Genomic DNA, 23890 nt, shown 5'->3' on the forward strand with positions numbered 1-23890 from the left:
CTGGGACGAGATCGCTCAACAGGCCGGCCCCGCGGGACAGTTAACAAAGGGTTAAGGTGAGTTGTGGGGATAACCGGTTGCGTGAAGCACCTGTCCATCAACAGGCTCGTTAACGGATCGTCAACCATTGTGACATGGTTAAGACTTAGTAAACGGCCCGACTCCCGAGGCACCCCTCTTCTCTTCACCGCCGATGATTCACAGGCTTCGCTGGCGTTACCGCCGCGCGCTTCTGTCGCCGCCTATCTCGTTGTGGGCAGCCGTGAATTCCTGCAAAACACCGCCATGATAATGATGATTAAGAATCTAGATTCTTTAGGATTGGTTGGGCGATGACCCAAACGCCGGTGCTCAAACCACTGCTCGAGACGGTGCTCGGTCGGCGCCAGCAGCGGCTGCCGATCTGGATCATGCGCCAGGCCGGACGCTATCTGCCGGAGTATCGCGAGTTGCGAGCGAAAGCCGGCAGCTTTCTCGATCTCTGCTACAATCCGGAACTGGCTTCGGAAGTGACGCTGCAACCTTTGCGCCGCTTCGATCTCGACGCAGCGATCCTGTTCTCCGATATCCTGGTGATCCCGGATGCCCTGGGCCAGTACGTCAGGTTCGAAGCCGGCGAAGGCCCCCTGCTTGAGCCCGTGACGGCAGACTCGATCCCACGGCTCGATCCCAAAGGGGCTTTGGAGAAGCTGAGCCCTATCATCGAGACGGTCAGGAGGGTTCGAGCTGGCCTCACCCCCGACAAGACCCTGATCGGCTTCTGTGGCTCGCCCTGGACGGTTGCCACCTACATGATCGGCGGACGCGGTTCCTCCGACCAGGCGGCGGCCCGAGTGTTCGCCCTGACCCAGCCGGCGGCGTTCGTACAGCTGATCGATATCCTCGTCGAAGCCAGCATCGACTACCTCGCGGCGCAACTGCAGGCCGGTGCCGATGTGGTGCAGCTGTTCGAGAGCTGGGCGCTGAACCTCGACGAGATAGCGTTCCGCAACTGGGTAATCGAGCCGAACCGCCGGATCGTCGAAGGGCTGCGGAAACTCATCCCGGGAGCACCGGTGATCGGTTTTCCGCGCGGCGCTGCGGGGAACTTGCCGGCCTATGCCAAGGCGACCGGCGTCAACGTCCTCGGCCTCGACTATGCGACACCGCTCGGCTTTGCCGCTGAACTCCCGGCCGGTCTCGGCGTGCAGGGCAATCTCGATCCGCTGCGCCTACTCGCCGGCGGTGAGCAGATGGACAATCGCATCCGCGAAATCGTCGCCGGCTTCCGCGATCGCCCGCACATCTTCAACCTCGGGCACGGGATCGTGCCGGAAACGCCGATCGCGCATGTCGAGCGGCTGATCGCAGTGGCGCGGGGAGCGTAGGCGATGGATTTCTATCCATGGGTCAAGGCGCTGCACATCCTCTCGGTGATCGCCTGGATGGCCGGGATGCTCTACCTGCCGCGGCTGTTCGTCTATCACGCCGACGCCGAGCAGGGCTCGGTCCAGTCCGAGACCTTCAAGGTGATGGAGCGGCGGCTCTATCGCGGCATCACCACGCCGGCGATGATTGCGGCCTGGGTGTTCGGCCTGTGGCTGGCCTTCGGCTTCGGCATCGTCGATTTCAGCCAGGGCTGGATGTGGCTGAAGGCAGTGATGGTGATCCTGCTGAGCGGCATCCACGGTTTCTACGGCCGGCTGCTGCGCGACTTCGCCAATGACCGCAACACCCGACCGGCAAAGTTCTTCCGCGCCATCAACGAAATCCCTTTCGTCATCGCCATCGTCATTGTCATTTCGGTGGTGGTGAAGCCATTCTGATGCGCTCCGCTGAGCAGCCATTGTTCCACGCGAATCCGCATTCCGCTTGAATGTGGCGAAGGTTTTAGCTATCTGAAGCGCACTGCCTGATCGATGGGCGCCTCCCCGGCGCTTTCCGGGCGAACCCCCCTCTCCGTACATCCCCGCCACTTACGTTTGCCCAAGGGTCTTCCGCGCAATGGAAAATATGAAGCTCAGCGAGCTCAAGGCCAAGACGCCTGCCGAATTGCTTGAATTCGCCGAGACTTACGAGGTCGAGAACGCCTCGACGATGCGTAAGCAGGAACTGATGTTCGCCATCCTCAAGGAACTGGCGGCACGTGAAGTGGACATCACCGGCGAAGGCGTGGTGGAAGTCCTTCCCGACGGCTTTGGGTTCCTCCGCTCGCCGGACGCGAACTACCTCCCGGGCCCGGACGATATCTACGTCTCCCCCTCGCAGATCCGCCGCTTCTCGCTGCGCACCGGCGACACGGTTGAAGGCCAGATCCGGTCTCCCAAGGAAGGCGAGCGCTACTTTGCGCTGCTCAAGGTCAACACCATCAATTTCGAGGACCCCGAGAAGGTCCGTCACAAGATCAACTTCGACAACCTGACGCCGCTCTATCCCGATGAGCGGCTGCGCCTCGAGCTCCCCGACCCGACGGTCAAGGACAAGAGCGCCCGGATCATGGATCTGGTGGCGCCGCTCGGCAAAGGCCAGCGCGCGCTGATCGTTGCGCCGCCGCGTACCGGTAAGACCGTACTGTTGCAGAATATTGCACAGTCGATCGCCATCAATCACCCCGAGTGCTACCTCATCGTGCTGCTCATCGACGAGCGCCCCGAGGAAGTCACCGACATGCAGCGCTCGGTGAAGGGCGAGGTGATCTCCTCGACCTTCGACGAGCCCGCGTCGCGCCACGTCCAGGTCGCCGAGATGGTGATCGAGAAGGCCAAGCGCCTCGTCGAACACAAGCGCGACGTGGTGATCCTGCTCGATTCGATCACCCGCCTCGGCCGCGCCTACAACACCGTGGTGCCGAGCTCGGGCAAGGTGCTCACCGGTGGCGTGGATGCCAACGCGCTGCAGCGGCCCAAGCGCTTCTTCGGCGCTGCCCGCAACATCGAAGACGGCGGTTCGCTGACCATCATCTCGACCGCGCTGATCGATACCGGCTCGCGCATGGACGAAGTGATCTTCGAAGAGTTCAAGGGCACCGGCAACTCGGAAATCGTCCTCGACCGCAAGGTCTCCGACAAGCGCGTGTTCCCGGCGATGGACGTCACCAAGTCCGGCACCCGCAAGGAAGAGCTGTTGGTCGAGCCGGATATCCTCAGGAAGATGTACGTCCTGCGCCGTATCCTCAACCCGATGGGCACGGTCGATGCGATGGAGTTCCTGATGGACAAGATCCGTCAGACGAAGACGAACTCGGACTTCTTCGACTCGATGAACACCTAAGCATCGAAGCCGGCGTGACCTTCACCTGGCTTCCCCAACCCATCGCCGTCATCCCCGCGAAAGCGGGGATCCATGGCGCCACAGGCACCGAAGCTTCGTTGCTCAGTACAGGCGCGGAGGCGGTTCATGCGCCTCGATGACACCATAGTCGCCCTTTCCTCAGGCTCGGTCCCTTCAGGCGTCGCCGTCATCCGCCTGTCCGGCCCGGCTTCCGGCCGCATCCTGACTGACATGCTCGGTTCTCTCCCGACGCCGCGCCACCTGAAGCTCGCCGACATCCGCCTTGACGGCGAGGTCCTCGATCGCGGTCTCGTCGCCTGGATGCCCGGCCCCCACAGCTTTACCGGCGAGGACTGCGCCGAGCTGCAGGTGCACGGCTCCCCCGCTGTCGTCCGTGGCATCCTGCGCCGCCTCAGTTCACAGCCAGGTATCAGGCTCGCCGAGGCCGGCGAGTTCACTCGCCGTGCCTTCGAGAACGGCAAGCTGGATCTGGTCGAGGCGCAAGGACTGGGCGACCTGATTGAGGCCGAGACCGAGAACCAGCGGGCGATCGCGTTCGCTCGCCTTCAAGGTGGCCTGACCCGTGCCGTGGAGGGTTGGCGCGAACGCCTCCTCGACCTTCGTGCGGAGGTTGAGGCACAACTTGATTTTTCCGACGAGGGTGACGTCGGTGCGTTGCCATCCACGTTCGTCGACGACATCAAAGCGTTGAAAAGCAGTATCGACGAGGTGATATCCCGTGGGCGGGGTCACGTTCTACGCAACGGTTTCCGGGTGCTGCTTGCCGGGCCGCCAAACGCCGGCAAATCCAGCCTTCTCAATGCCCTTTCCCGCTCAGACGCTGCGATTGTTTCCGATGAGCCCGGAACAACGCGCGATCTCAAGGAAGTGCCCCTCGACGTCAAAGGCCAACTCATCATCCTGATCGATAGCGCCGGCCTGCGGGAAACGACATCGAAAGCGGAGGCTATAGGCATCCAGCGGACAAAGTCGGCAATGGCGGCCGCCAACCAGGTGCTGTGGCTACTATCGCCTGACATACCTTGGGAGGATCCACCAGGCTTCCCTGAGTTTTCCGAGCGGCCATGGCTTGCGCCGCCTATCGGCTTGGTTGGCACCAAGGGTGACATCGGAAGCGTACCGGGAACCAGCCTGACGGTCTCGGTGCAGACGGGTGAGGGTATCCAGGCCCTGCTCGACCGGCTCCATGAGGTGTCCGGTGCGTCAATGGTAAACCCCGCCGACGTCCTGGTCAGCCACCAGCGCGACCATGATGCAATAATAGCGGCCCGGCGGGCACTCAGCCGGGCAACAGACCACCTCGATCAGCCAGAGATTCTGGCCGAGGATTTCCGCAGCGCGTCGGCAGCGCTCGAACGCCTGCTCGGGAAGATGGATGCGGAATCCGTCCTGGACCACCTGTTTGCGGCCTTCTGCATCGGCAAGTGATTCACGTGAAACGCTGCCCTGCCGCAGTGCCGGTTGATTCACGTGAAACATTGGACTAGACCGCCGCTCCAAAGGAATTCTGCGAGATGAGCGACTTCGGCGTCATTGTTGTTGGAGGCGGGCACGCCGGCTGTGAAGCCGCGGCCGCCTCGGCGCGTCTTGGCGTCCCCACCGCGCTGATCACCCACAAGTTCGCCACCATCGGCGAAATGAGCTGCAATCCGGCGATCGGCGGCCTCGGCAAAGGCCATCTGGTGCGCGAGATCGACGCGATGGACGGGCTGATGGGCCGGGTGGCCGACGTTGCCGGCATCCAGTTCCGCGTCCTCAATCGCCGCAAGGGTGCCGCTGTCCGCGGCCCTAGGGCCCAGGCCGATCGCAAGCTCTACCGGCAGGCGATGCAGGCAGCGATCCTGGCGCAGCCGAACCTGACCGTGATCGAAGGTGAGGTCGACGATCTCGTGGTCGCGGATGGCCGTATTGCGGGCGCGGTGCTGCTGGATGGCCGGCGCTTCGGCGCCAAGGCTGTCGTTCTCACCACCGGGACCTTCCTCCGTGGCCTTATCCACCGAGGCGAAGAGACCACGCCTGCCGGCCGCGTCGGCGAGAAGCCGGTGCTCGGGCTTTCGACCCGGCTCGAGGCGCTTGGCCTCACCCTCGGGCGGCTGAAGACCGGGACCCCGGCGCGTCTCGATGCGACATCGATCGACTTCTCCGGGCTTGAAGAGCAGTGCGGCGACGATCCGCCCGAGCCGTTCTCGTCGCTGACCACGGCGATCACCACCCCGCAGATCAGCTGCTATATCACCCGCACGACGTCCGATACGCATCGGATCATCTCGAACAATCTGCACCGTTCGGCGATGTACTCCGGCCGGATCCAGAGCCGCGGTCCGCGCTACTGCCCGTCGATCGAAGACAAGGTCGTCCGCTTCGCCGATCGCGACAGCCACCAGATCTTCCTCGAGCCCGAAGGCCTCGACGACAACACGATCTATCCCAACGGGTTGTCGACCTCCCTTCCCGCTGAGGTCCAGGAAGCTTTCCTCAAGTCGATGCCGGGCTTGGAGAATGTCCGGATCATACGCCCCGGCTATGCGATCGAATACGACTACGTCGATCCGCGCGAGCTCCGCCCGACGCTCGAGCTGAAGCGGCTGCCGGGTCTGTTCCTCGCCGGACAGATCAACGGCACCACCGGCTATGAAGAGGCGGCGGCACAAGGGCTGTACGCCGGCGCCAACGCCGGCCTCGCAAGCAGCGGCAGTGACGCGTTCCACCTTTCGCGGACCGAAAGCTACCTCGGCGTGATGGTCGACGACCTGGTGACGCGGGGGGTAAGTGAGCCCTACCGCATGTTCACCTCACGCGCCGAGTTCCGCCTGCACCTCCGCAGCGACAACGCCGACCAGCGCCTCACACGGATCGCGACCGAGGCGGGGTTGGTCGGCGAAGAACGCCAGCAGCACTTTGAGACGCGCTCGGCAGCCTTGGCCGCCGGCCGTGCAACGCTGGATCGGCTGCGGACGACGCCGACAGCCGCCCGCAAGGCTGGCCTGGCGGTGAATGCTGACGGGCACGAGCGCAGCGCATTCGAGCTGTTGTCCTATCCGGACGTCGAAGCAGCCAACCTTGTGCCGCTCTGGCCGGAGATTGCCGACCTGTCGCCCTCCATCGTCGAGCAGCTGACGGTCGATGCGCAATACGCCGTCTACCTGCAGCGTCAGCAGGCCGACATTGCGGCAGTTAAGCGCGACGAAAGCCGGGAGATCCCTGACTGGCTCGACTATGCCGCCCTGCCGGGCCTGTCGATGGAGATGCGGCAGAAGCTGGAGCAAAGGCGGCCGGCGACCATTGCGCAGGCCCAGGCCATCGAGGGCGTCACGCCCGCCGCCATCACGCTCATCCTGTCGGTGGTTCGCCGGGGTAGCCTGCGCCAGGCCGGCTGATGGGCGATCTGACCGCCTTTTCCGGCGGCTTCGTCAGGCCGGAAGCCGTGGTGCGCAAGGATCTGGAATCGTTTGCTGCGCTGCTGAAGAAATGGAACGCGGTGCAGAATCTTGTTTCACGTGAAACAGAGAATGCCCTGTGGTCGCGCCACATCCTGGATTCGCTGCAGGTTCTGCCCCTCCTGCGGCCGACGGATGAGCGTTTGCTCGACGTGGGATCAGGCGGAGGCCTGCCCGCCCTGCCACTGGCCATCGCCTTGAAGGGCGGGCCGGCCCACATCACCATGGTCGAGCCGATCGGCAAGAAGGTCGCCTTCCTACGCCAAGTCGCCCGCGAACTGGGGCTTTCCGCCGACGTGCACGCCGGGCGGACCGACAGTTTTGATTCACGTGAAACATCTTTCGACGTCATCACCTCGCGCGCGCTCGCGGCGTTGCCGACGCTGCTGGAACTTATCCACCCCTTCTTTGGGCCCGAAACCCGCGCGATCCTGCACAAGGGGCGGGATCATGCTGTGGAGCTCGCGGAAAGTCGTTTGGCGTGGGAGTTCGACGTGGTAATAACCAAGAGCGCCACCGACGAGGCCGGCGTATTGCTGGAAATCAGCAATTTGCGACGGAAAACCATATAGTTAGCGGAAACGCTCGGAGGCCGTGCCTTGGCTCCTCGAATCCTGACCCTCGCCAACCAGAAGGGTGGGGTCGGCAAGACCACTACCGCGATCAACCTGGCAACCGCGCTCGCTGCGATTGGCGAGCGGGTGCTGATCGTCGACCTCGATCCGCAGGGCAATGCCTCGACGGGACTCGGAATCTCGCGTTCCGGCCGCGATGTGTCCAGCTACGATCTGCTGATGGGCGACGCCAAGGTGGCGGCGGCGGCCGTGATGACCAGCGTACCCAACGTGGCCATCGTGCCCTCGACGCTGGACCTGCTCGGCGTCGAGCTGACCATCGCGCAGCAGGCGGACCGGGCGTTCCGGCTCCGCGACGCCTTCAGGGCAATGAGCGACCTGACGATCAACGGCCAGTCGGTGAGCTACGTGCTGATCGATTGCCCGCCGTCGCTGAACCTCCTGACCATCAACGCCCTGGTGGCAGCGGATGCCGTGCTGGTGCCGCTGCAGTGCGAGTTCTTCGCGCTCGAAGGTCTGAGCCAACTGCTTCAAACCATTGAGCAAATTCGCACCACGCTGAACCCGCGCCTGTCGATACAGGGTGTCGTGATGACGATGTTCGACCGTCGCAACAACCTCAGTGAGCAGGTGCTGGCCGACGTGCGCTCGGAGATGGGCTCGCTGGTCTATGATACCGTCATACCGCGCAATGTCCGTCTGTCCGAGGCGCCGTCCTATGGCAAGCCGGCCCTGCTCTATGATCTGAAATGTGCCGGCAGCCAGGCCTATCTGCGCCTTGCTACCGAAGTTATCCGGCGTGAGCGCCAGCTCATGGCCGCATGAGGAAGTTGGAATGAACGAGAAATCTTCACGGCTCGGGCGAGGCCTTGCGGCGCTGATCGGCGATATGGCGACCATGGAAGGCGCGCGGCTCGCCGATAGCGGCAGCAAGCGCCTGCCGGTCGACTTCCTGATCGCCAACCGCGCCAACCCGCGGCGGGATTTCGATCCGGACCAGCTGGAAGAGCTGACCAGCTCGATCCGCGAGAAGGGCGTGATGCAGCCGCTGCTGGTGCGGCCGACGACCGATCCGAACCAGTTCGAGATCATCGCCGGCGAGCGCCGCTGGCGCGCCTCGCAGCGGGCCGGGCTCAACGACGTGCCGGTGATCATCCGCGACGTCGACGACAAGGAAGCGCTCGAGCTCGCGATCATCGAGAACGTGCAGCGCGTCGACCTAAATCCGCTCGAAGAAGCAATGGGTTACGCCCAGCTGATCGAGCAGTTCGACTACACCCAGAACGACCTGGCGCAGGTGATCGGCAAATCCCGCTCGCACGTCGCCAACACGCTGCGCCTGATGAAGCTGCCAGACGACGTGCGCGGCATGCTGGCGAGCGGCGACCTCACGGCCGGCCATGCCCGTACGCTGATCACGGCGGAAGATCCGGTGGCGTTGGCCAAGCGCATCGTCGGTGGCGGGCTTTCGGTGCGCGAGGCGGAAGCCATGACGCAGCGCGAGATCAACGCGCCGAAGAAGAAGCCGGCGCCGGCCGAGCAGAAGGACGCGGACACCGCAGCGCTCGAGAAGCGTCTGTCCGATGTGCTGGGGCTGCACGTCGCGATCGACCACAAGGACCAGGGCGGGCGGCTGGAAATCCGCTACCGGACCCTGGAGCAGCTCGACGGCATCTGCATGAAGCTGACCGGCTACGGGGTTTAGCACCGTCGACTGGCAGAAGTTCATGGTCTAACGCTGGTCCATCGTTGGACTTCGCGCGTCGAAGCCATCGGTTTCCAGCGGATTCGGTCGTTCAGACGGCGTTCATTTCCGCTTATCCGGGCCAACGGAAATAGTCAGCCACGCTGACGTTGGCACCGCTGATCCACGTGAAACATTGAGCTAACGCTCTGCAGCCATTGTACAAATTGCCAGAAGCGCGCGGCGGCTGACGGTGTCGGCGAGGCCGTAGCGCTTGCGGCTATCGGCGACGGCGAGCTGCAGGCGATCCAGCGCAGCGCTCAGCGCGTCGTCGGTCCAGAGGCGCAACTGGCGCTCGATCGACGAGCGGCGCGAGAAGTGCGGCTTAGGGCGGGCGTTGTCGAGCACAGCGCCGGGGGACTTGCCACTGTCGACCTCGACGCGCCAGCGGCGGAGCGTGGTGAAATGGCTCAGCGCGCTGGCGAGGATCTGCTGCGAGTTGACGCTCTGGGCGATGGCGCGCTCGAGCGCGGTGTCCAGATCAGCGGCATGGCCGGTGCCGGTGGCGTCGACGACTTCGTCGAGGACGAGGGCGGCGTTGTCGGCGCAGAGCGTCAGAATGTCGTTGCGTGTCAATAGCTTGGAGCCGGCGGCGAATAGAACGACCTTCTCGAGCTCGCGGCGAGTGATCTCGCGGTCGTTGCCAAGCGTGTCGCGGAGAGCGGCGACGGTGTCCTGGTCAGCGCGGATGCCGGCCTTGGAGAAGGTCTCGGAGATCAGGCGGCCGAGCGATTCGTCATTGTCGGGGTAGCAGGGCAGCGCCCGGCCGAGTTTCGCAGCCTCCACCAGGGCGCGAAGCGGATCCTTGGGGGGGAGGTTGCCCGCCTCGAGGATGATGATAGAGCCCGGATCGTCGCGCAGTTCGGTGAGCGGCATAACCAGCGACTTGCCGGCGCTGCGGACGCGAATGACGCGGCGATCGCCGAACAGCGAGGTTGTCTTGGCCTCGACGGCGAGACGCGACGGGTCGGCGTCGAGCTCGGCGCCGTCGAGGATGACGAGGTTCATGCTGTCGGCATCGTTGCCGGCGTAGCGACGAGCGAGGCGCTGGCCGGTTTCACGGACCAGGCCGGCATCGGGGCCGTAGGCGAGGATGATCCCAGCTTCGAGGTCCGGCCGGTCGACGAAGCGGCTGACTTCGTGCGCCTTCAGCGCCCCCATCAGGTGGCCGACTGGGTAAGCGCGCCGAGAAGGGTAAGGCGTACGGTCTCCGCCAGCTCGCGCGCGGCGCGCTCGATGGCCTCGCGCTCGGCCTCGGAGGCGGCGAGCGCTTGGCTGTCGGTGGTATAGAGCGCGGCGGCCGAGCGGGTGGTGGACAGGACGATGGAGCCGTCAGCAGCGACCAGCTCGATCTTGGCGGTCACGGTAGCCTCGCGTTGTTCGGCGGGGCGTGTGACGCCGGACCGCGTCAGCTTGCGCGTCGTATCCGAGGTAGTGATGCGGACGGTGGGGCTTGCCGGATCGGTGGCGCGGCCGAAACGCAGGGCCAGTTCCTGGTAGATGATCTGCTCGGCGCGGCTATTGGGCTTCGAATAGTTCAGCGCATGCCGTTCGGTGCCGATGCCACGCTCGCCATAGACCGGGGTCAGCCCGGTGCAGCCGGCAAGCGCGGTCGCGCCGAGCAGGCTCAGCGCGACAAACGCGTGACGCAGCAGCGACTTAGACGACCACATTGACGATCCTGTCGGGGACGATCACCAGCTTCTTGGGCGGCTTGCCTTCCAGCATGCGGGCAACTGCCTCGAGTGACAAGACCTCTTTCTCGACCAGTTCCTTGGCGGCGCCGACAGGGACAGTGATCTCGCCGCGGCGCTTGCCGTTGACCTGGACCGGGAGGACGACGGTGGACTCGACCAACAGCGTCGGATCCGCCACCGGCCAGCCGGCGTCGACGACCAGGCCCGTCTTGCCGAGCGCGGCCCAGCAAGTCTCGGCGAGGTGCGGCATCATCGGGGCGACGAGCTGTACCAGGCGCTCCACCGCCTCGCGCAGGGCGTCGCGCTGTGCGGGTGACACGCTGCTGGCGACCGATTGCGAGAATTTGGTGATGGCGTTGGAGAGCTCGTAGATCTGGGCCACGGCGCGGTTGAAGCGCAGGCCCTCGATCTCGCCGCCGACATTGTTGACGGCACGATGGACGACCTTGCGGAGGTCCAGCACGCCAGCATCTCCGGTACCGGTCAGGCGGGCCGCGATGTCGTCCTCGAGGTCAAGGAAGTCGCCGACCAGCTTCCAGACGCGTTGCAGGAAGCGGCTGGCGCCTTCGATGCCGGCCTCGGTCCACTGCACATCGCGCTCCGGCGGGGAGTCGGACAGCATGAACCAGCGGGCGGTATCGGCGCCGTAGGTCGAGACGATCTCGTCGGGGTCGACGACGTTCTTCTTGGATTTGCTCATCTTTTCGATGGAGCCGATGACAACGGTCTCGCCAGTCTGCAGCATGCTGGCGCGGCGCTCGCCGTCGACCTGCTCGATCCGGATGTCGGCGGGCGAAACCCATTCGCCATTCGGACCGGAACCGAGCTGATAGGTCTCGTGCACCACCATGCCCTGCGTAAACAGGCCCTTGAACGGCTCCTCGATGTTGAGGTGGCCGGTCTGCTTCATGGCGCGGGTGAAGAAGCGCGAGTAGAGCAGGTGGAGGATCGCGTGCTCGACGCCGCCGATATACTGGTCGACCGGCAGCCAGGTGTTGGCGATGCCCGGAACCGTCGGGGTGGCGGCGTGCGGATCGGTGAAGCGGGCGAAATACCAGGAGCTATCGACGAAGGTGTCCATGGTGTCGGTTTCGCGCTGCGCCGGGCCGGCGCATTGCGGGCAGGCGACATGCTTCCACGTCGGGTGGTGATCGAGCGGATTGCCGGGGCGATCGAAGCTCACGTCCTCGGGGAGGACGACGGGCAGGTCCTTGTCGGGCACCGGGACGGCGCCGCAGTTCTCGCAGTGGATCACCGGGATCGGGCAGCCCCAGTAGCGCTGGCGCGAGACGCCCCAGTCGCGCAGGCGGTAGTTGACCTCGACAATGCCCTGCGGGCGGTTGTCGACGACGCGGCCAGCGAAGTGCTCGGCGATCGCCTTCTTGGCGGCGTCGATCTCGAGGCCATCGAGGAAGCCCGAATGGAAGATCCGGCCGGGGCCGTTGTAAGCCTCTGAGTCGACTTCGAAGTTATCGGCGTCGGCGCCGTCGGGCAGGACCACGGGGATCACCGGCAGGTCGTAGCGGCGGGCGAAGTCCAGGTCGCGCTGGTCGTGGGCCGGGCAGCCGAAGATGGCGCCGGTGCCGTAGTCCATGAGCACGAAGTTGGCGATGTAGACCGGCAGCGTGGCACCCGGCTTGGTCGGATGCTTCACGTGCAGCCCGGTGAAAATGCCCAGCTTTTCGGCCTTGTCGATGGTCTCGGTGGCGGTGCCGTGGCGCCGGGTTTCGGCGATGAAAGCCGCGATCTCGGGGCTATCCGAGAGGGCGGCGGCCAGCGGATGATCGGCCGAAATGGCGATGAAAGAGGCGCCGAAGATCGTGTCCGGCCGGGTCGTGAACACCTCGATGGACGTGAACTGCTGCCGGAACTCTGCCGTCAGCTCGAACAGCAGGCGCAGACCCTCTGACTTGCCGATCCAGTTGCGCTGCATGACGCGCACTTTCTCGGGCCAGTGGTCGAGGGTGTCGAGGGCCTCCAGCAGGTCCTCGGCGAAATCGGAGACTTTGAAGGCCCACTGGTTCAGCTCGCGCTGCTCGACGACGGCGCCGGAGCGCCAGCCGCGCCCATCGACCACCTGCTCGTTGGCGAGCACGGTCATGTCGACGGGGTCCCAGTTGACCTTGGATTTCTTGCGGGTGACGAGGCCTTCGCGCAGGAAATCGAGGAACAGCTTCTGCTGCTTGGAATAATACTCGACGTCGCAGGTGGCGAACTCGCGGCTCCAGTCGATGCCCAGGCCGATCGACTTCAGCTGCTTCCGCATGGCGGCAATATTGGCGTAGGTCCAGCTCTTGGGGTGGACTTTGTTCTGCATGGCGGCGTTCTCGGCCGGCAGGCCGAAGGCGTCCCATCCCATCGGGTGCAGCACGTTGCGGCCCATGGCACGCATGTAGCGCGCGAGGACGTCGCCCATGGTATAGTTGCGGACGTGACCCATATGGATGCGCCCGGACGGATAGGGGAACATCTCGAGCACGTAGTAGGGCTTGCGGCTGTCGTCGTGCTTGACCTCGAAGGACTTGTTGTCCTCCCAGGCCTTCTGCCAGCGTGGCTCTTCGACACGCGGATTGTAGCGTTCGGTCGTTCTACCAGTCACTTCGGGACAGTCCTTAAGCCGCAGATTGCGTTGCGTTCGTGGGGTTTTTTGGCTACCGGACCTTCATCAGAATTCCGTTAACCGGTCAACAGAAGCGCTATGCAGAACGCCGCTGAAAGCCTCGAAAACATCAGGTCCAGGATCGAGCGCGCGCACCAGCGGTTCGGTCCGCCGCCGGATAGCGTGGAGCTCGTCGCCGTCTCCAAGACCTTCGATGCCGCAGCAATCCGGCCGTTTCTTGACGCGGGGCAGCGGGTATTCGGGGAAAACCGTGTGCAGGAGGCCAAGGAAAAGTGGCCAGAGCTCCGGGCTTCCTATGACGGCATAGAGTTGCACCTGATCGGGCCGCTGCAGACCAACAAGGCGCGAGAGGCGGTGGCGCTGTTCGACGTGATCCAGACGGTTGACCGCGACAAGCTGGCGGGCATCCTGGCCGAGGAGATGAAGCGGGCCGGGAGGCGCCTGCCGGTATTCGTGCAGGTCAATATCGGGCAGGAGGAGCAGAAGGCGGGCATCGCGCCGGCGGACGCGGCGGCGTTCGTGGGGCGCTGCCGGGACCTGCATGGCCTCGATGTGGTGGGGCTGATGTGCATTCCGCCGGAGGCCGATCCGCCGGGCCCGTACTTTGCCCACCTAGCCTCACTGGCGCGAGATGCCGGGGTTGAGAAGCTGTCGATGGGGATGAGCGGCGACTTCGAGACGGCGATCGCCATGGGAGCGACGCATGTGCGAGTGGGTAGCGCTCTGTTCGGGGCGCGGGATGTTATGGCGCCGTAATATCCTTGCAGTACCGGCGTTCGGTGACGAGACGCACCAGAGCGGGAAGATCGCAAAATGACCATCGCGACCGAACTCGAACTCGCGCCGAGCCACCCGACGCTGGGCGAGGCTACAGCCGTCTGGGCCAGGATCGGCCTGTTGAGCTTCGGTGGGCCGGCGGGGCAGATCGCGCTGATGCACAAGGAACTGGTGGAGGAGCGCCGCTGGATCGCGGAGGGCCGGTTCCTCCATGCGCTCAACTTCTGCATGTTGCTGCCCGGACCCGAGGCGCAGCAGCTTGCGACCTATATCGGCTGGTTGCTGCACGGCACGAAGGGTGGGGTGATCGCCGGCGTCCTGTTCGTGCTGCCGGGCTTCATCGTCATCATGGCGCTATCGGCGCTCTATGCGGCTTTTCACGAGACGAGCTGGCTGGCGAGCCTGTTCTTCGGCCTGAAGGCCGCGGTGCTGGCGATCGTCATCGAGGCGGTCATCCGCGTCGGCCGCCGGGCGATCAGGAACCGGGTGATGCTCACCATCGCGATCGTTGCCTTCCTGGCGCTGTTTGCGTTCAACGTGCCGTTCCCGGTCGTGGTCCTGCTCGCCGGGCTGGTCGGATATGTGGGGACACGCGCCAATCCGGCGATCTTCGCCCCCGCCGGGCATAGGGCGGCCGCGATGGACCACCCCTCGGTCATAGGGGCCGGCTTCGTTGCCGGCCATCCGTCGTCGGTGAGGATGACTGGCACTGTTGCGGCCTGGCTGGCGCTGTGGATTGCGCCCTTGGTGCTGATTGTCCCTGCACTTGGCTGGGGCAGCACCTTTGCGGTGCTGTGGACGTTTTTCTCGCAGATGGCGGTGGTGACGTTTGGCGGTGCTTATGCCGTTCTGGCCTATGTGGCACAGGAGGCGGTGCAGAATTTCGGCTGGCTGCAGCCGGGCGAGATGGTCGATGGCCTGGCGCTGGCGGAAACCACGCCGGGGCCGCTGGTGATGGTACTGAGCTTTGTCGGGTTTCTCGCCGCCTACCGCGATCCAGGTGGGCTCAGCCCCATGCTCGCCGGGCTGCTCGGCGGCGCGCTCACCACCTGGGTGACGTTCGTTCCTTGCTTTCTGTGGATCTTCCTCGGGGCGCCCTATGTCGAAGGGCTGCGCTCGAACAAGGCGCTGTCGGGAGCGCTAAGCGCGATCACCGCAGCCGTGGTTGGCGTGATCCTGAACCTCGCTATCTGGTTCGGGCTACACGTGATTTTCCGCGACGTAGGGGTGTTACACGCCGGCCCGGTGACGATAGCGAGCCCTGACTGGGGATCGATCAACTGGATCGCGGTAGGGCTTTGCCTCGGCGCTGTCGCTTGCCTGTTCCGGCTCCGGCTTGGCATCCTGAGGACGCTCGCCATCTGCGGCGGACTGGGGCTGCTGGTGCTGTTGCTGCCGGTCTAGCTCCCGGGCCGATCGGGGCCACGCTCTTGCGACGGGAAACCGGTCCACGAGCCTCGCATTGTCAGCGAATTGTCAGCTTCCCGTCAGGATGACGTGGCTAGAGATTATTTCACCATAGGCGCGCGAAGGGTGAAACCTAGTCATGTCAAATCACGTTTCTCCCCTCACGACGGTGTCACGCCGTTTTGATTGGCCGGTCACAAGGCCCCAGAATAACTCAGGAATTCAAAGCCTATGGCTTGGGGTAACATCATGAATAGACGGCGCATCCTGATTGTCGACGACGACGCCGACCTTCGGAAGACTCTGATCGAGCAACTGACGCACTATCGCGAGTTCGATCTGGTGGAGGCGGAATCAGCGTCCGAGGCGCTCGGCAAGGTCCGCGGCGCGCATGTCGACCTGATGCTGCTCGATGTGGGGCTGCCGGACATGGATGGCCGCGAGGCGGTCAAGATCATGCGCCGCGAGGGCTTCAAGAGCCCGATCATCATGCTCACCGCGCAGGACAGCGATTCCGATGAGATCCTGGGGCTGGAATCGGGCGCCAACGACTATGTGACGAAGCCGTTCCGGTTCTCGGTGCTGCTGGCGCGTATCCGCGCCTCGCTGCGCCAGCACGACCAGAGCGAGGACGTGGTGTTCACCATCGGGCCCTACAGCTTCCAGCCGGCGGCGAAGCTGCTCGAGGCGCCGGATGGGGCCAAGGTGAGGCTGACCGACAAGGAAACCTCGATCCTCAAGTACCTCTACCGGCAGGGCCCGAAGACCATCACCCGCGAGATCCTGCTCAAGGAAGTGTGGGGCTACAACAACCGGGTCACCACGCACACGCTGGAGACGCATATCTACCGACTGCGCCAAAAGATCGAGCGCGATCCGTCAAATGCGCGGCTGCTGGTGACGGAAGACGGCGGCTATCGGCTGGTGCCGTAAGGGTACCGGCGGCAAATCCCCCCTAGAACGGGCCGTTGGATCGGCCTCGCGCCCTTGTGCTCCATACCGTTCAGTCGCCGCCGACCTGTCAAATGGCGCGGAATCGTGTGCACTAGCGACGGTATGAGCGAGACTGTGCGAATCGCGGCCGCCCAGACGTGACCGGCGAGCGGGATGGACGAGTCGCGTGGGGGCCCACGGCCGTGCTTAGCCCGGACGGCCAGGTTGTGGCACAGCTGCCGCTGCAAGCGCCTGGGCTGTTGATCTTCGATATGCCGATAGCTGCGCGAGATGTCGCGGGCGCGGTGCAATAGCTGACGGCCGGAGGGTGGGCGTCGTCGGTGCATAACTTTTGCTCTCGTCTTGGACGCGGCAAAATCGATTCCTGACAGCGGCAAGAAATGCTCTATATCGGGGGCCGGGGCACAACCGGGCGCGTAAGCGTCCGGAGTGTGACAACGGTCCGGGAATGGGGCGGGATGCAACTCGACGACGCGGCGACGATTCTGGGACGCGCGGATTTCTTTGAAATCTGCGACGCCGAACAGCGGCGATTGCTCGCGTTCGCCTCGGAACGGAAGAAGTTCCGCCCCGGCAGCGTCATCTATGCGTCCGGCGACCAGCCGGAGGGCGCGCATGTGCTGGTCTCCGGCACGGTGTCGAGCACCCAGGACGGGGCGGAGAACAATCCGTACCTGATCCATGATGTCGGCGCGGTGCTGGGAACGATGGCGCTGGTGGTGGCCAAGCCCAGGCCGGTGACCATCAAGGCGGTCGATGCAGTGGAGACCCTGTTTGTGCCGCGCACGGCGTTCATGAAGCTGGCGAACCAGTATCCGGAGCTTGCGGCCCGCGCGGCAGACCGGATCCGGCGGGAGCTGACCAGCTATCTCGGAGCGATCGAGGAGACGCGGGGGCGGTTCCGCAAGGGGTAGGGGTCGGAACCTGCCGCCACTCTTGTTCCACGTGAATCAGTCAGCGATGACGGCTTCAGCTTCGATTTCGACCAGCCAGTCGGGGTCGACGAAAGCGGCAACCTGCATGAGCGTGGTGACCGGGCGGATCACGCCGAAGACTTCGGCGTGGGCGCGGGCGGCGTCTTTCCACAGCGCGATATCGGTAAGGATGATGCGGGTGCGGGTGACGTCTTCGAGGCGGGCGCCGGCATCGGCGAAAGCCTTGGCGATGATCTCGAGGCAGCGTTTGGTCTGGCCGTAGACGTCGCCAATGGCGGCAGTGCCGCCTTCCGCCTTGATCGGGGCGGTGCCGCCGACCACGACGATGTTGCCGACGCGGACGGCGCGGGAGAAGCCGATCACCGGTTCGAGGTAGGAGCCGGAGCTGACGAGCTGGCGGGGCATTCGGTTACCTCAGGAGAAACGGGCGATGACGGGGACGTGGTCGGAGGGTTTTTCGCTCCAGCCGCGGGCCGGCTTGATGATTTCGGCGCCGGCGGTGTGGGCGGCGACATCGGCGGTGGTCCAGATGTGGTCGAGGCGACGGCCCTTGTTGGCCGCCTCCCAATCCTTGGCGCGGTAGCTCCACCAGGAATAGAGCTTCTCCTCAGCGGGGAAGTACTTGCGCACGACGTCGACCCAGCCATGGCCGCCAGTGAGCAGGGCGTTGAGCGCCTCGGTCTCGACGGGGGTGTGGCTCACGACGTTGAGCAGCTGCTTGTGGCTCCAGACGTCATGCTCGAGCGGGGCGATGTTGAAGTCGCCGCAGATCAGCTGGCGTTCCTTGAAATGGTCCTCGCCGAACCAGGCCTTCAGCTCGGCGAGGAAGCCGAGCTTGTGCTTGAACTTAGGGTTGATCTCGGGATCGGGCTCATCGCCGCCCGCCGGGATGTAGAAATTGTGAACGGTCATGCTGCCGATCGGCGAGGTAGGGCCGAGATCGACCAGCGCCGAGACGTGGCGGCTCTCCTCGATCTCGCAGAACACGCGGCTCGAGATGTCGGTCAGCGGGTATTTCGAGACGATGGCGACGCCGTGATAGCCCTTCTGGCCATGGACAGCGTGGTACGGATAGCCGGCGGCGGTGAAATCCTTGCGCGGGAACTGGTCGTCGAGGCACTTGATCTCCTGCAGGCACAGGACATCAGGCTGATACTGGCGCAGGAAATCGAGCACCAGCGGCAGCCGCAGGCGAACCGAGTTGATGTTCCAGGTGGCAAAGCTCGTCGGCATAAGGAAGGCGCCTTGGTTTGGGAGAGGCGCTTCTTATGCCGAGGGGAGGGGACAGCGTAAAGCCGGAAACGGCGCCCGCTGCCTCCCTCGTTTCAGCTCAGCTTCGGGGTCAGCTTTCCTTGGGCGCGGAGACGGCGCGGAAGGTCGGATCGATGTAGAAATAGGACTTTGGGATGTCGACGTCCTTGTCGACATCGTAGAGCGAGAAGGTCAGTTCGGCGCCGGACGGCTCGGTCAGCGTCCACTGCTTCATGTCCTTGCTCTCGGTATCGAAGACCAGCGCGACGCGGACAACGCCAGCGGGGGTATCGTCCTGCAGGGTCAGTGAGAAATAGTCGTCGGACTGGGCGACCGCGACGATATTGGCCTTGAACAGATCGATCTTGGAATCGAGGAACTGGCGCAGCGGTACCTTGTCCTGGGGGTAGGCGTACTGGGTCTTTTCCTTGCGATCGACGACATAGAAGCCGCGGCCGATGGAGACGATCTGCTCGTAGGAGGGCGGATTGTAGCGGAACAGGATCTTGCCCGGCCGCTCCAGGAAGAAAGTACCCTCGATGCGCTGGCCGCGGGTATCGATCTGGAGGAACCGGCCGACCATGGTCTTGATCGCGGAGTTGTGCTCGTTGATCTCGGTGATCAGCTGCCGCTCGGCATCGGTGAGCGCGCGCGGCTGCGCGGCGCCCTGTTCCTGCGCCAAGGCTGAAAAACCGGCAGGGAAGGCGGCGAGCACGGCGGCGAAAGCGAGAAAACTGCGGCGGATCATCCTGGTGACGTTCCTTCATGGTCGCGAATTGTGAGCATGCCTCTAGATAGGAATTGCGGCAACAGGTGGAAGGTTCCGGCCGGTCAGGAATCCTCGGAGCGTTCCTTCTTGCCGCGGGCGATCTCGGTGGCGAGGGAGGCGAGCTTCTGGGTCCAGAAGCCGCGGAAGCGCTCCAGCCAATCGTCGATGTCCCGCAGCGGAGTGGTGTCGAGGCTGTAGACGCGGCGGGTGCCCTCGGGGCGGACAGTCGCGAAGCCGGCGTCGCGCAGCACTTTGAGGTGCTGGCTGACGCCGGCCTGGCTGATGCCGAACTCGGCGGCGATGACCTCGACGACCTCGCCCGAGGCGTGCTCGCGCTCGGCGAGCAACTCGAGGATGCGGCGGCGAACGGGGTCGCCGAGGACGTCGAAGGCGTGCATCACATCTCCGGAGGCGGGGCTTCGCCGGTGTAGAACCGGCGGGTCGATTCGGCGGCCTCGAGGGCATGGTCCCTGTCCTCGCCGGCGGCAATAGCGGCGCGGCCCCAGTCGCTGCTGGCGGTGCGGATCAGCACTTTGGCTTCGTCCGAGGTTGCCCAGGCGCCCAGGCCTTCGGCGCGGACATCGGCATCGGGCCTGGCGATATGAGCCGAGAGGCCGAGGAAGCTGAGGTCCCAGCCGACGCCCACGGCGCCGGGGCCGAAGTTGTCCCAGTGCGGACTGATCGGTGCGATGTGTTCGAGTTCGAGCCGCGTGCCTGCGTCGTCCGGCATCAGGGTCAGGTTGACCCAGCTCACGGCCCCGGCGAATTCCCAGGTCAGGCTTGCGCTCTTTTCCGGGACGCACCCAGTCACGGTGCCGCTGGCGTTGCCCTCGACATGGTAACGTCCGCCGACCTGCAGATCGCCGGTGACTGGCGCGAACCAGCGCTTGAGCCGTTCCGGCTGGGTCAGGGCGCCCCACAGGTCGGCCGGAGTGGTGTTGTAGACGCAGCTGGCAATCACCGCTTTGGCGGGCTGGCCGTCTTTCTCGAGATTGCGGACGCTGCGGGTCATGGCGCCAAGGTGGGCGGCGATATCGAAAGCCACGGTCTTCTCCTTATCTCAGTCTCGCCTTATATAAGCACAGGCTGAAATAGTATGTCGAGTCTGTCAGCGGAGGAGAGGTCTGGGGCCTGATCGGCGATGGCGAGGCCCCTCCCCCGCTGTTCGGGGGAGGGTGAGAGATCGCGTCAGTAGCCGTCGGAGTTGTTGCCGACGAGGATCTCGCGTTTGCCGGCGTGGTTGGGGGCAGAGATGACGCCTTCCTTTTCCATGCGCTCGATCAGCGTTGCGGCTTTGTTGTAGCCGACGGCGAGGCGGCGCTGGATGTAGGAGGTCGAGACCTTCTTGTCGGTCAGCACGACGTTGACGGCCTTGTCGTAGAGCTCGTCGCCCGAGCCGCCGTACTCGTCGCCATCACCGCCGGCCGTGCCGCCTTCGTCCATCTCGTCCTCGTCGGCGACGATGGCATCGAGATAGTCCGGGGCGCCCTGCGACTTCAGGTGGTTGACGACGCTTTCGACTTCGCTATCGGCGACGAATGGGCCGTGGAGGCGCCGAATGCGGCCGCCGCCGGCCATGTAGAGCATGTCGCCATTGCCCAGCAGCTGCTCGGCGCCCTGCTCGCCGAGGATGGTGCGGCTGTCGATCTTCGACGTCACCATGAACGAGATGCGGGTGGGGAAGTTGGCCTTGATGGTGCCGGTGATGACGTCGACCGACGGGCGCTGGGTGGCGGTGATGACGTGGATACCGGCGGCGCGGGCCATCTGTGCGAGGCGCTGCACCGAGCCTTCGATTTCCTTGCCGGCGACCATCATCAGGTCGGCCATCTCGTCGATGATGATGACGATGAACGGCAGCGGCTGGAGGTTGAACTCCTCGCTCTCGAAGATCGCCTCGCCGGTTTCGCGGTCGAAGCCGGTCTGCACGGTGCGGGTGATGACCTCGCCCTTGGCGGCAGCCTCACCGACGCGCTGGTTGAAGCCGTCGATGTTGCGGACGCCGATCTTCGACATCTTGCGGTAGCGGTCCTCCATCTCGCGGACGGCCCATTTGAGGGCGACCACGGCCTTGGAGGGATCCGTCACCACCGGAGTGAGGAGGTGCGGAATGCCGTCGTAGATCGACAGTTCCAGCATCTTGGGGTCGATCATGATCAGGCGGCACTGCTCTGGCGTCATCTGGTAGAGCAGGCTGAGGATGAAGGTGTTGATGCCCACCGACTTGCCCGAGCCGGTGGTGCCGGCGATGAGCAGGTGGGGCATGCGGGCGAGATCGGCGATGATCGGCTCGCCGCCAATGGTCTTGCCGAGGCAGATGGGGAGCTTGCCCTTCATCTTCTCGAAGTCGCTCGAGGCGAGCATTTCGCGCAGGTACACCGTCTCGCGCTGCTCGTTGGGCAGTTCGATGCCGATGGCGTTGCGGCCGGGGACGACGGCGACGCGGGCCGAAATGGCGCTCATCGAGCGGGCGATGTCGTCGGCGAGCGAGATGACGCGGCTCGACTTGATGCCGGGGGCGGGTTCCAGCTCGTAGAGGGTGACGACCGGGCCTGGGCGGACATTGATGATGTCGCCTTTGACGCCGAAATCAGCCAGCACGGATTCAAGCTTGCGCGCCATCGCCTCGAGGCGCTCGGGCGCATGCTCGGGGCTCGGGCCCTTGTGCTTGGGCGGGGTGAGCAGGCTCAGCTCGGGCAGTTCGAAGCCGTGCGGCTCGTCGAGGAAGGAGCCCTGGGCTTCGCGGGCGGCGCGGGTGCCGGGCTGCGGACGGGGAGGGGGGGCAGCGACGCGCGGCGACACCACGGGGGCCGCCTGATGGGCGGCCGGGACGTGTGGCATCGGGGCGGGACTGCGCGAAGCGGCCATCGGGCCACGCAGCGGGGTCTGCATCTCCCAGCGCGGGATATCGGCGTCTTCTTCGGGCTCGGGCGGATAGTCGTCGAACGGCGGCTCTTCGTGCGCCGCGACGATCGAGCGGCGCTCGACAGTGAGGGCGGGCTCGGCGCGGACGGCCGGTGTAGCGGACGGGGCACGACCGTGGAGGCTCGGCTCAACCGCCTCGCCGCGCCACGCTCCGGCTTCCGCCTCGGCGGCCCGGCGCTCGGCGATACCAGCGCGGGCGCGGCGGAAGGCGGTGCGGGCCGAGAAGCCGAGATGCACTGCGGCGCCGAGCATGACGTCGAAGATCGAATCGCGGTCGGGACCATCATCGTCGACGGGGGCCGCGGCGGCAGCCTTGCCGCCGGCGGTCTTGGCGCGGGCCTTGCCCTTGGGCAGCTCGGGGAGGGTGACCTTGCCAAGGCCCATGGCGATCCAGAACAGGGCGAGCGTCGGCGCGGCGATGATGATGGCGAAGAGGATTGCGGTGACCGGCTGCGGCGTTGCGCCGGTGGCGAGGATGGCGAGATTGGTGAAGCTCGAGCCGACGAGGCCGCCGAGCCCGGTGGGCAGCGGCCAGCTTTCGGGCGCGACGATGAAAGCGAAGAGGCCACAGCTCAAGAGGGTCGCCGCGACCCAGGCGAGAAGGCGCAGGCCCATGCGCGAGGGAACGCGATGACGAATCAGCCCCCAACCCCAGAGCGAGGGCGGAACAAGGAGGGTCAGCACGCCCAGGCCGAAGACCTGGAACGCCATGTCGGCGATGACGGCTCCGGGAAAGCCGAGCCAGTTCCGCGCCTGCTCGCCCGAGGCATAGGAGAAGCTCGGATCATCCACCTGCCAGGTGGCGAGGGACACCAGCACGATGGCCACGAGGCCGAGGATGATCGCGCCCATCAGGCGGACGGGGATGCGAATCGCTATGGCGGGGGCGGTTTCTCGACGGGCGTCTTCGAGCAGGTGCTGTGCCGGCATCGTCTGGTACACTCTACAAACGGAACGCTGAACCGGCGGCAGACGGCGCGCCGATCGAAGGCTGATCCTAGGGGGTTAGGGTTAACTCGGAGCTAACCGGGACCGGAGTGGGGTGGCCAGTGACGGGGCCGCAGCATCTCAGGATGGGGTGAGATCACGACAAGCGAACAGGTCCGACAGCCCCAGGGGCTTCGGAGTTTTCAAAGAGCCGTTCCCGGGAGGGAACGAAGCGGGACCGGCGAGGCGTTTGCCCCGTAGCGGTAGTCCGCAGATGAAAGAGGCTCACGCCTCGCCGGCCGGCCGGGGTTTTGGGCCTATGCCACCAGKGCCGGGGCGCATCCCCTGCCGCATCGCGAGAACGATGGGAAACGCGGAAGGCGGCCGGAATGCCAGCACCGCCTTCGTTGCTCCCGCCCGGCTCATGCGTGCCAGGCTTCGCCCCTTGGGCCACTCCGCATCGAGCGACCCTCGCGTGATAGCGGCTTGACCGGCGAACCGGTCCTTGCCGTGATGGTTTCCGCCTGAACTGCAGCGACCCGCAGCCCACCCGGTCTCCCCCGCACCAACCACTCGTCATGATCTCGCTTCGGTGCAGCGGA

21 protein-coding genes and 1 pseudogene are annotated in these 23890 nt (G+C 65.0%); 13 read left to right on the forward strand and 9 right to left on the reverse strand.

Annotation, left to right across the window (positions count from 1 at the left end):
- The first annotated feature begins 332 nt into the window (after nucleotides 1–332).
- The 8 genes from hemE (at nucleotide 333) to AC1DYL_RS19830 (ending at nucleotide 8987) form a co-directional block, all read left to right on the forward strand.
- Nucleotides 333–1367, forward strand: coding sequence for a uroporphyrinogen decarboxylase (gene hemE, locus AC1DYL_RS19795; protein WP_477174490.1), 1035 nt, complete (start codon nucleotides 333–335; stop codon nucleotides 1365–1367).
- Nucleotides 1368–1370: 3 nt separating this feature from the next.
- On the forward strand, nucleotides 1371–1805 hold the full coding sequence (gene hemJ / locus AC1DYL_RS19800; RefSeq protein WP_477157391.1) for a protoporphyrinogen oxidase HemJ: 435 nt from the start codon (nucleotides 1371–1373) through the stop codon (nucleotides 1803–1805).
- 178 nt (nucleotides 1806–1983) lie between these two features.
- Nucleotides 1984–3249: a transcription termination factor Rho gene (rho, locus tag AC1DYL_RS19805; protein ID WP_055047046.1), complete on the forward strand. Its 1266-nt coding sequence runs from the start codon at nucleotides 1984–1986 to the stop codon at nucleotides 3247–3249.
- A gap of 126 nt (nucleotides 3250–3375) precedes the next feature.
- A complete protein-coding gene (gene mnmE, locus AC1DYL_RS19810; protein ID WP_477174491.1) occupies nucleotides 3376–4698 on the forward strand; it encodes a tRNA uridine-5-carboxymethylaminomethyl(34) synthesis GTPase MnmE in 1323 nt (440 codons plus the stop codon).
- An 86-nt stretch (nucleotides 4699–4784) separates the two neighbouring features.
- On the forward strand, nucleotides 4785–6647 hold the full coding sequence (mnmG, locus tag AC1DYL_RS19815) for a tRNA uridine-5-carboxymethylaminomethyl(34) synthesis enzyme MnmG (protein WP_477174492.1): 1863 nt from the start codon (nucleotides 4785–4787) through the stop codon (nucleotides 6645–6647).
- Nucleotides 6647–7279, forward strand: coding sequence for a 16S rRNA (guanine(527)-N(7))-methyltransferase RsmG (gene rsmG / locus AC1DYL_RS19820; RefSeq protein WP_477174493.1), 633 nt, complete (start codon nucleotides 6647–6649; stop codon nucleotides 7277–7279). Before mnmG ends, rsmG begins: the two co-directional genes overlap by 1 nt.
- Before the next feature lie 27 nt (nucleotides 7280–7306).
- On the forward strand, nucleotides 7307–8107 hold the full coding sequence (locus tag AC1DYL_RS19825) for a ParA family protein (protein WP_477151844.1): 801 nt from the start codon (nucleotides 7307–7309) through the stop codon (nucleotides 8105–8107).
- Nucleotides 8108–8117: 10 nt separating this feature from the next.
- Nucleotides 8118–8987, forward strand: a complete 870-nt coding sequence (locus AC1DYL_RS19830; protein WP_477174494.1) for a ParB/RepB/Spo0J family partition protein — start codon at nucleotides 8118–8120, stop codon at nucleotides 8985–8987.
- Between the two features lie 180 nt (nucleotides 8988–9167).
- Here the strand turns inward: AC1DYL_RS19830 and holA are convergent, their stop codons facing one another.
- The 3 genes from holA to leuS are packed head-to-tail and all read right to left on the reverse strand — an operon-like array spanning nucleotide 9168 to nucleotide 13322.
- The gene (gene holA, locus AC1DYL_RS19835; RefSeq protein ID WP_477174495.1) at nucleotides 9168–10187 is read right to left on the reverse strand and encodes a DNA polymerase III subunit delta; all 1020 of its coding nucleotides are present in this window, start codon (nucleotides 10185–10187) and stop codon (nucleotides 9168–9170) included.
- Complete coding sequence (gene lptE / locus AC1DYL_RS19840; protein WP_477174496.1) at nucleotides 10187–10699, reverse strand: LPS assembly lipoprotein LptE; 513 nt, start codon at nucleotides 10697–10699, stop codon at nucleotides 10187–10189. Before lptE ends, holA begins: the two co-directional genes overlap by 1 nt.
- The gene (gene leuS, locus AC1DYL_RS19845) at nucleotides 10686–13322 is read right to left on the reverse strand and encodes a leucine--tRNA ligase (RefSeq protein WP_477174497.1); all 2637 of its coding nucleotides are present in this window, start codon (nucleotides 13320–13322) and stop codon (nucleotides 10686–10688) included. Before leuS ends, lptE begins: the two co-directional genes overlap by 14 nt.
- Before the next feature lie 99 nt (nucleotides 13323–13421).
- Here leuS and AC1DYL_RS19850 point away from each other — a divergent pair, with 99 nt between their 5' ends.
- The 5 genes and pseudogenes from AC1DYL_RS19850 (at nucleotide 13422) to AC1DYL_RS19870 (ending at nucleotide 17395) form a co-directional block, all read left to right on the forward strand.
- Nucleotides 13422–14099 carry a YggS family pyridoxal phosphate-dependent enzyme gene (locus AC1DYL_RS19850; protein ID WP_477174498.1) on the forward strand — a complete coding sequence of 226 codons (678 nt, stop codon included), beginning with the start codon at nucleotides 13422–13424 and terminating at the stop codon, nucleotides 14097–14099.
- Nucleotides 14100–14156: 57 nt separating this feature from the next.
- Complete coding sequence (gene chrA, locus AC1DYL_RS19855) at nucleotides 14157–15524, forward strand: chromate efflux transporter (RefSeq protein ID WP_477174499.1); 1368 nt, start codon at nucleotides 14157–14159, stop codon at nucleotides 15522–15524.
- A 252-nt stretch (nucleotides 15525–15776) separates the two neighbouring features.
- Nucleotides 15777–16460 (forward strand): response regulator transcription factor, encoded by a 684-nt coding sequence (locus AC1DYL_RS19860; protein ID WP_477151851.1) that lies wholly within the window; start codon nucleotides 15777–15779, stop codon nucleotides 16458–16460.
- 155 nt (nucleotides 16461–16615) lie between these two features.
- Nucleotides 16616–16774, forward strand: a pseudogene (locus AC1DYL_RS19865) (carbon-nitrogen hydrolase family protein); the annotation flags it as partial.
- Between the two features lie 165 nt (nucleotides 16775–16939).
- The gene (locus AC1DYL_RS19870) at nucleotides 16940–17395 is read left to right on the forward strand and encodes a cyclic nucleotide-binding domain-containing protein (protein WP_477174500.1); all 456 of its coding nucleotides are present in this window, start codon (nucleotides 16940–16942) and stop codon (nucleotides 17393–17395) included.
- 36 nt (nucleotides 17396–17431) lie between these two features.
- Here the strand turns inward: AC1DYL_RS19870 and AC1DYL_RS19875 are convergent, their stop codons facing one another.
- The 6 genes from AC1DYL_RS19875 to AC1DYL_RS19900 form a co-directional block, all read right to left on the reverse strand.
- Nucleotides 17432–17821: a RidA family protein gene (locus tag AC1DYL_RS19875; protein WP_477174501.1), complete on the reverse strand. Its 390-nt coding sequence runs from the start codon at nucleotides 17819–17821 to the stop codon at nucleotides 17432–17434.
- A gap of 9 nt (nucleotides 17822–17830) precedes the next feature.
- Nucleotides 17831–18649 (reverse strand): exodeoxyribonuclease III, encoded by an 819-nt coding sequence (gene xth / locus AC1DYL_RS19880; protein WP_477151854.1) that lies wholly within the window; start codon nucleotides 18647–18649, stop codon nucleotides 17831–17833.
- Between the two features lie 109 nt (nucleotides 18650–18758).
- Complete coding sequence (locus AC1DYL_RS19885; RefSeq protein ID WP_477157382.1) at nucleotides 18759–19415, reverse strand: LolA family protein; 657 nt, start codon at nucleotides 19413–19415, stop codon at nucleotides 18759–18761.
- 83 nt (nucleotides 19416–19498) lie between these two features.
- Entirely contained in the window at nucleotides 19499–19834 is a 336-nt protein-coding gene (locus AC1DYL_RS19890) for an ArsR/SmtB family transcription factor (RefSeq protein WP_477174502.1), read from the reverse strand.
- Nucleotides 19834–20481 (reverse strand): SRPBCC family protein, encoded by a 648-nt coding sequence (locus AC1DYL_RS19895; protein WP_477174503.1) that lies wholly within the window; start codon nucleotides 20479–20481, stop codon nucleotides 19834–19836. Before AC1DYL_RS19895 ends, AC1DYL_RS19890 begins: the two co-directional genes overlap by 1 nt.
- 143 nt (nucleotides 20482–20624) lie before the next feature.
- Entirely contained in the window at nucleotides 20625–23291 is a 2667-nt protein-coding gene (locus tag AC1DYL_RS19900) for a DNA translocase FtsK (RefSeq protein ID WP_477174504.1), read from the reverse strand.
- Between the last annotated feature and the right edge of the window lie 599 nt (nucleotides 23292–23890).

The organism is Devosia sp. P1_H9 (assembly GCF_056405135.1).

Bases quoted from the DNA above. Each gene is read 5' to 3' on its own strand.
- AC1DYL_RS19885 (WP_477157382.1), bottom strand. From the start codon at position 19,415: ATGATCCGCCGCAGTTTTCTCGCTTTCGCCGCCGTGCTCGCCGCCTTC.
- rho (WP_055047046.1), top strand. From the start codon at position 1,984: ATGGAAAATATGAAGCTCAGCGAGCTCAAGGCCAAGACGCCTGCCGAA.
- chrA (WP_477174499.1), top strand. From the start codon at position 14,157: ATGACCATCGCGACCGAACTCGAACTCGCGCCGAGCCACCCGACGCTG.
- hemJ (WP_477157391.1), top strand. From the start codon at position 1,371: ATGGATTTCTATCCATGGGTCAAGGCGCTGCACATCCTCTCGGTGATC.
- AC1DYL_RS19890 (WP_477174502.1), bottom strand. From the start codon at position 19,834: ATGCACGCCTTCGACGTCCTCGGCGACCCCGTTCGCCGCCGCATCCTC.
- AC1DYL_RS19860 (WP_477151851.1), top strand. From the start codon at position 15,777: ATGAATAGACGGCGCATCCTGATTGTCGACGACGACGCCGACCTTCGG.
- lptE (WP_477174496.1), bottom strand. From the start codon at position 10,699: ATGTGGTCGTCTAAGTCGCTGCTGCGTCACGCGTTTGTCGCGCTGAGC.
- AC1DYL_RS19900 (WP_477174504.1), bottom strand. From the start codon at position 23,291: ATGCCGGCACAGCACCTGCTCGAAGACGCCCGTCGAGAAACCGCCCCC.
- AC1DYL_RS19875 (WP_477174501.1), bottom strand. From the start codon at position 17,821: ATGCCCCGCCAGCTCGTCAGCTCCGGCTCCTACCTCGAACCGGTGATC.
- mnmG (WP_477174492.1), top strand. From the start codon at position 4,785: ATGAGCGACTTCGGCGTCATTGTTGTTGGAGGCGGGCACGCCGGCTGT.
- AC1DYL_RS19850 (WP_477174498.1), top strand. From the start codon at position 13,422: ATGCAGAACGCCGCTGAAAGCCTCGAAAACATCAGGTCCAGGATCGAG.
- holA (WP_477174495.1), bottom strand. From the start codon at position 10,187: ATGGGGGCGCTGAAGGCGCACGAAGTCAGCCGCTTCGTCGACCGGCCG.
- hemE (WP_477174490.1), top strand. From the start codon at position 333: ATGACCCAAACGCCGGTGCTCAAACCACTGCTCGAGACGGTGCTCGGT.
- AC1DYL_RS19830 (WP_477174494.1), top strand. From the start codon at position 8,118: ATGAACGAGAAATCTTCACGGCTCGGGCGAGGCCTTGCGGCGCTGATC.
- xth (WP_477151854.1), bottom strand. From the start codon at position 18,649: ATGCCGACGAGCTTTGCCACCTGGAACATCAACTCGGTTCGCCTGCGG.
- rsmG (WP_477174493.1), top strand. From the start codon at position 6,647: ATGGGCGATCTGACCGCCTTTTCCGGCGGCTTCGTCAGGCCGGAAGCC.
- mnmE (WP_477174491.1), top strand. From the start codon at position 3,376: ATGCGCCTCGATGACACCATAGTCGCCCTTTCCTCAGGCTCGGTCCCT.
- AC1DYL_RS19870 (WP_477174500.1), top strand. From the start codon at position 16,940: ATGCAACTCGACGACGCGGCGACGATTCTGGGACGCGCGGATTTCTTT.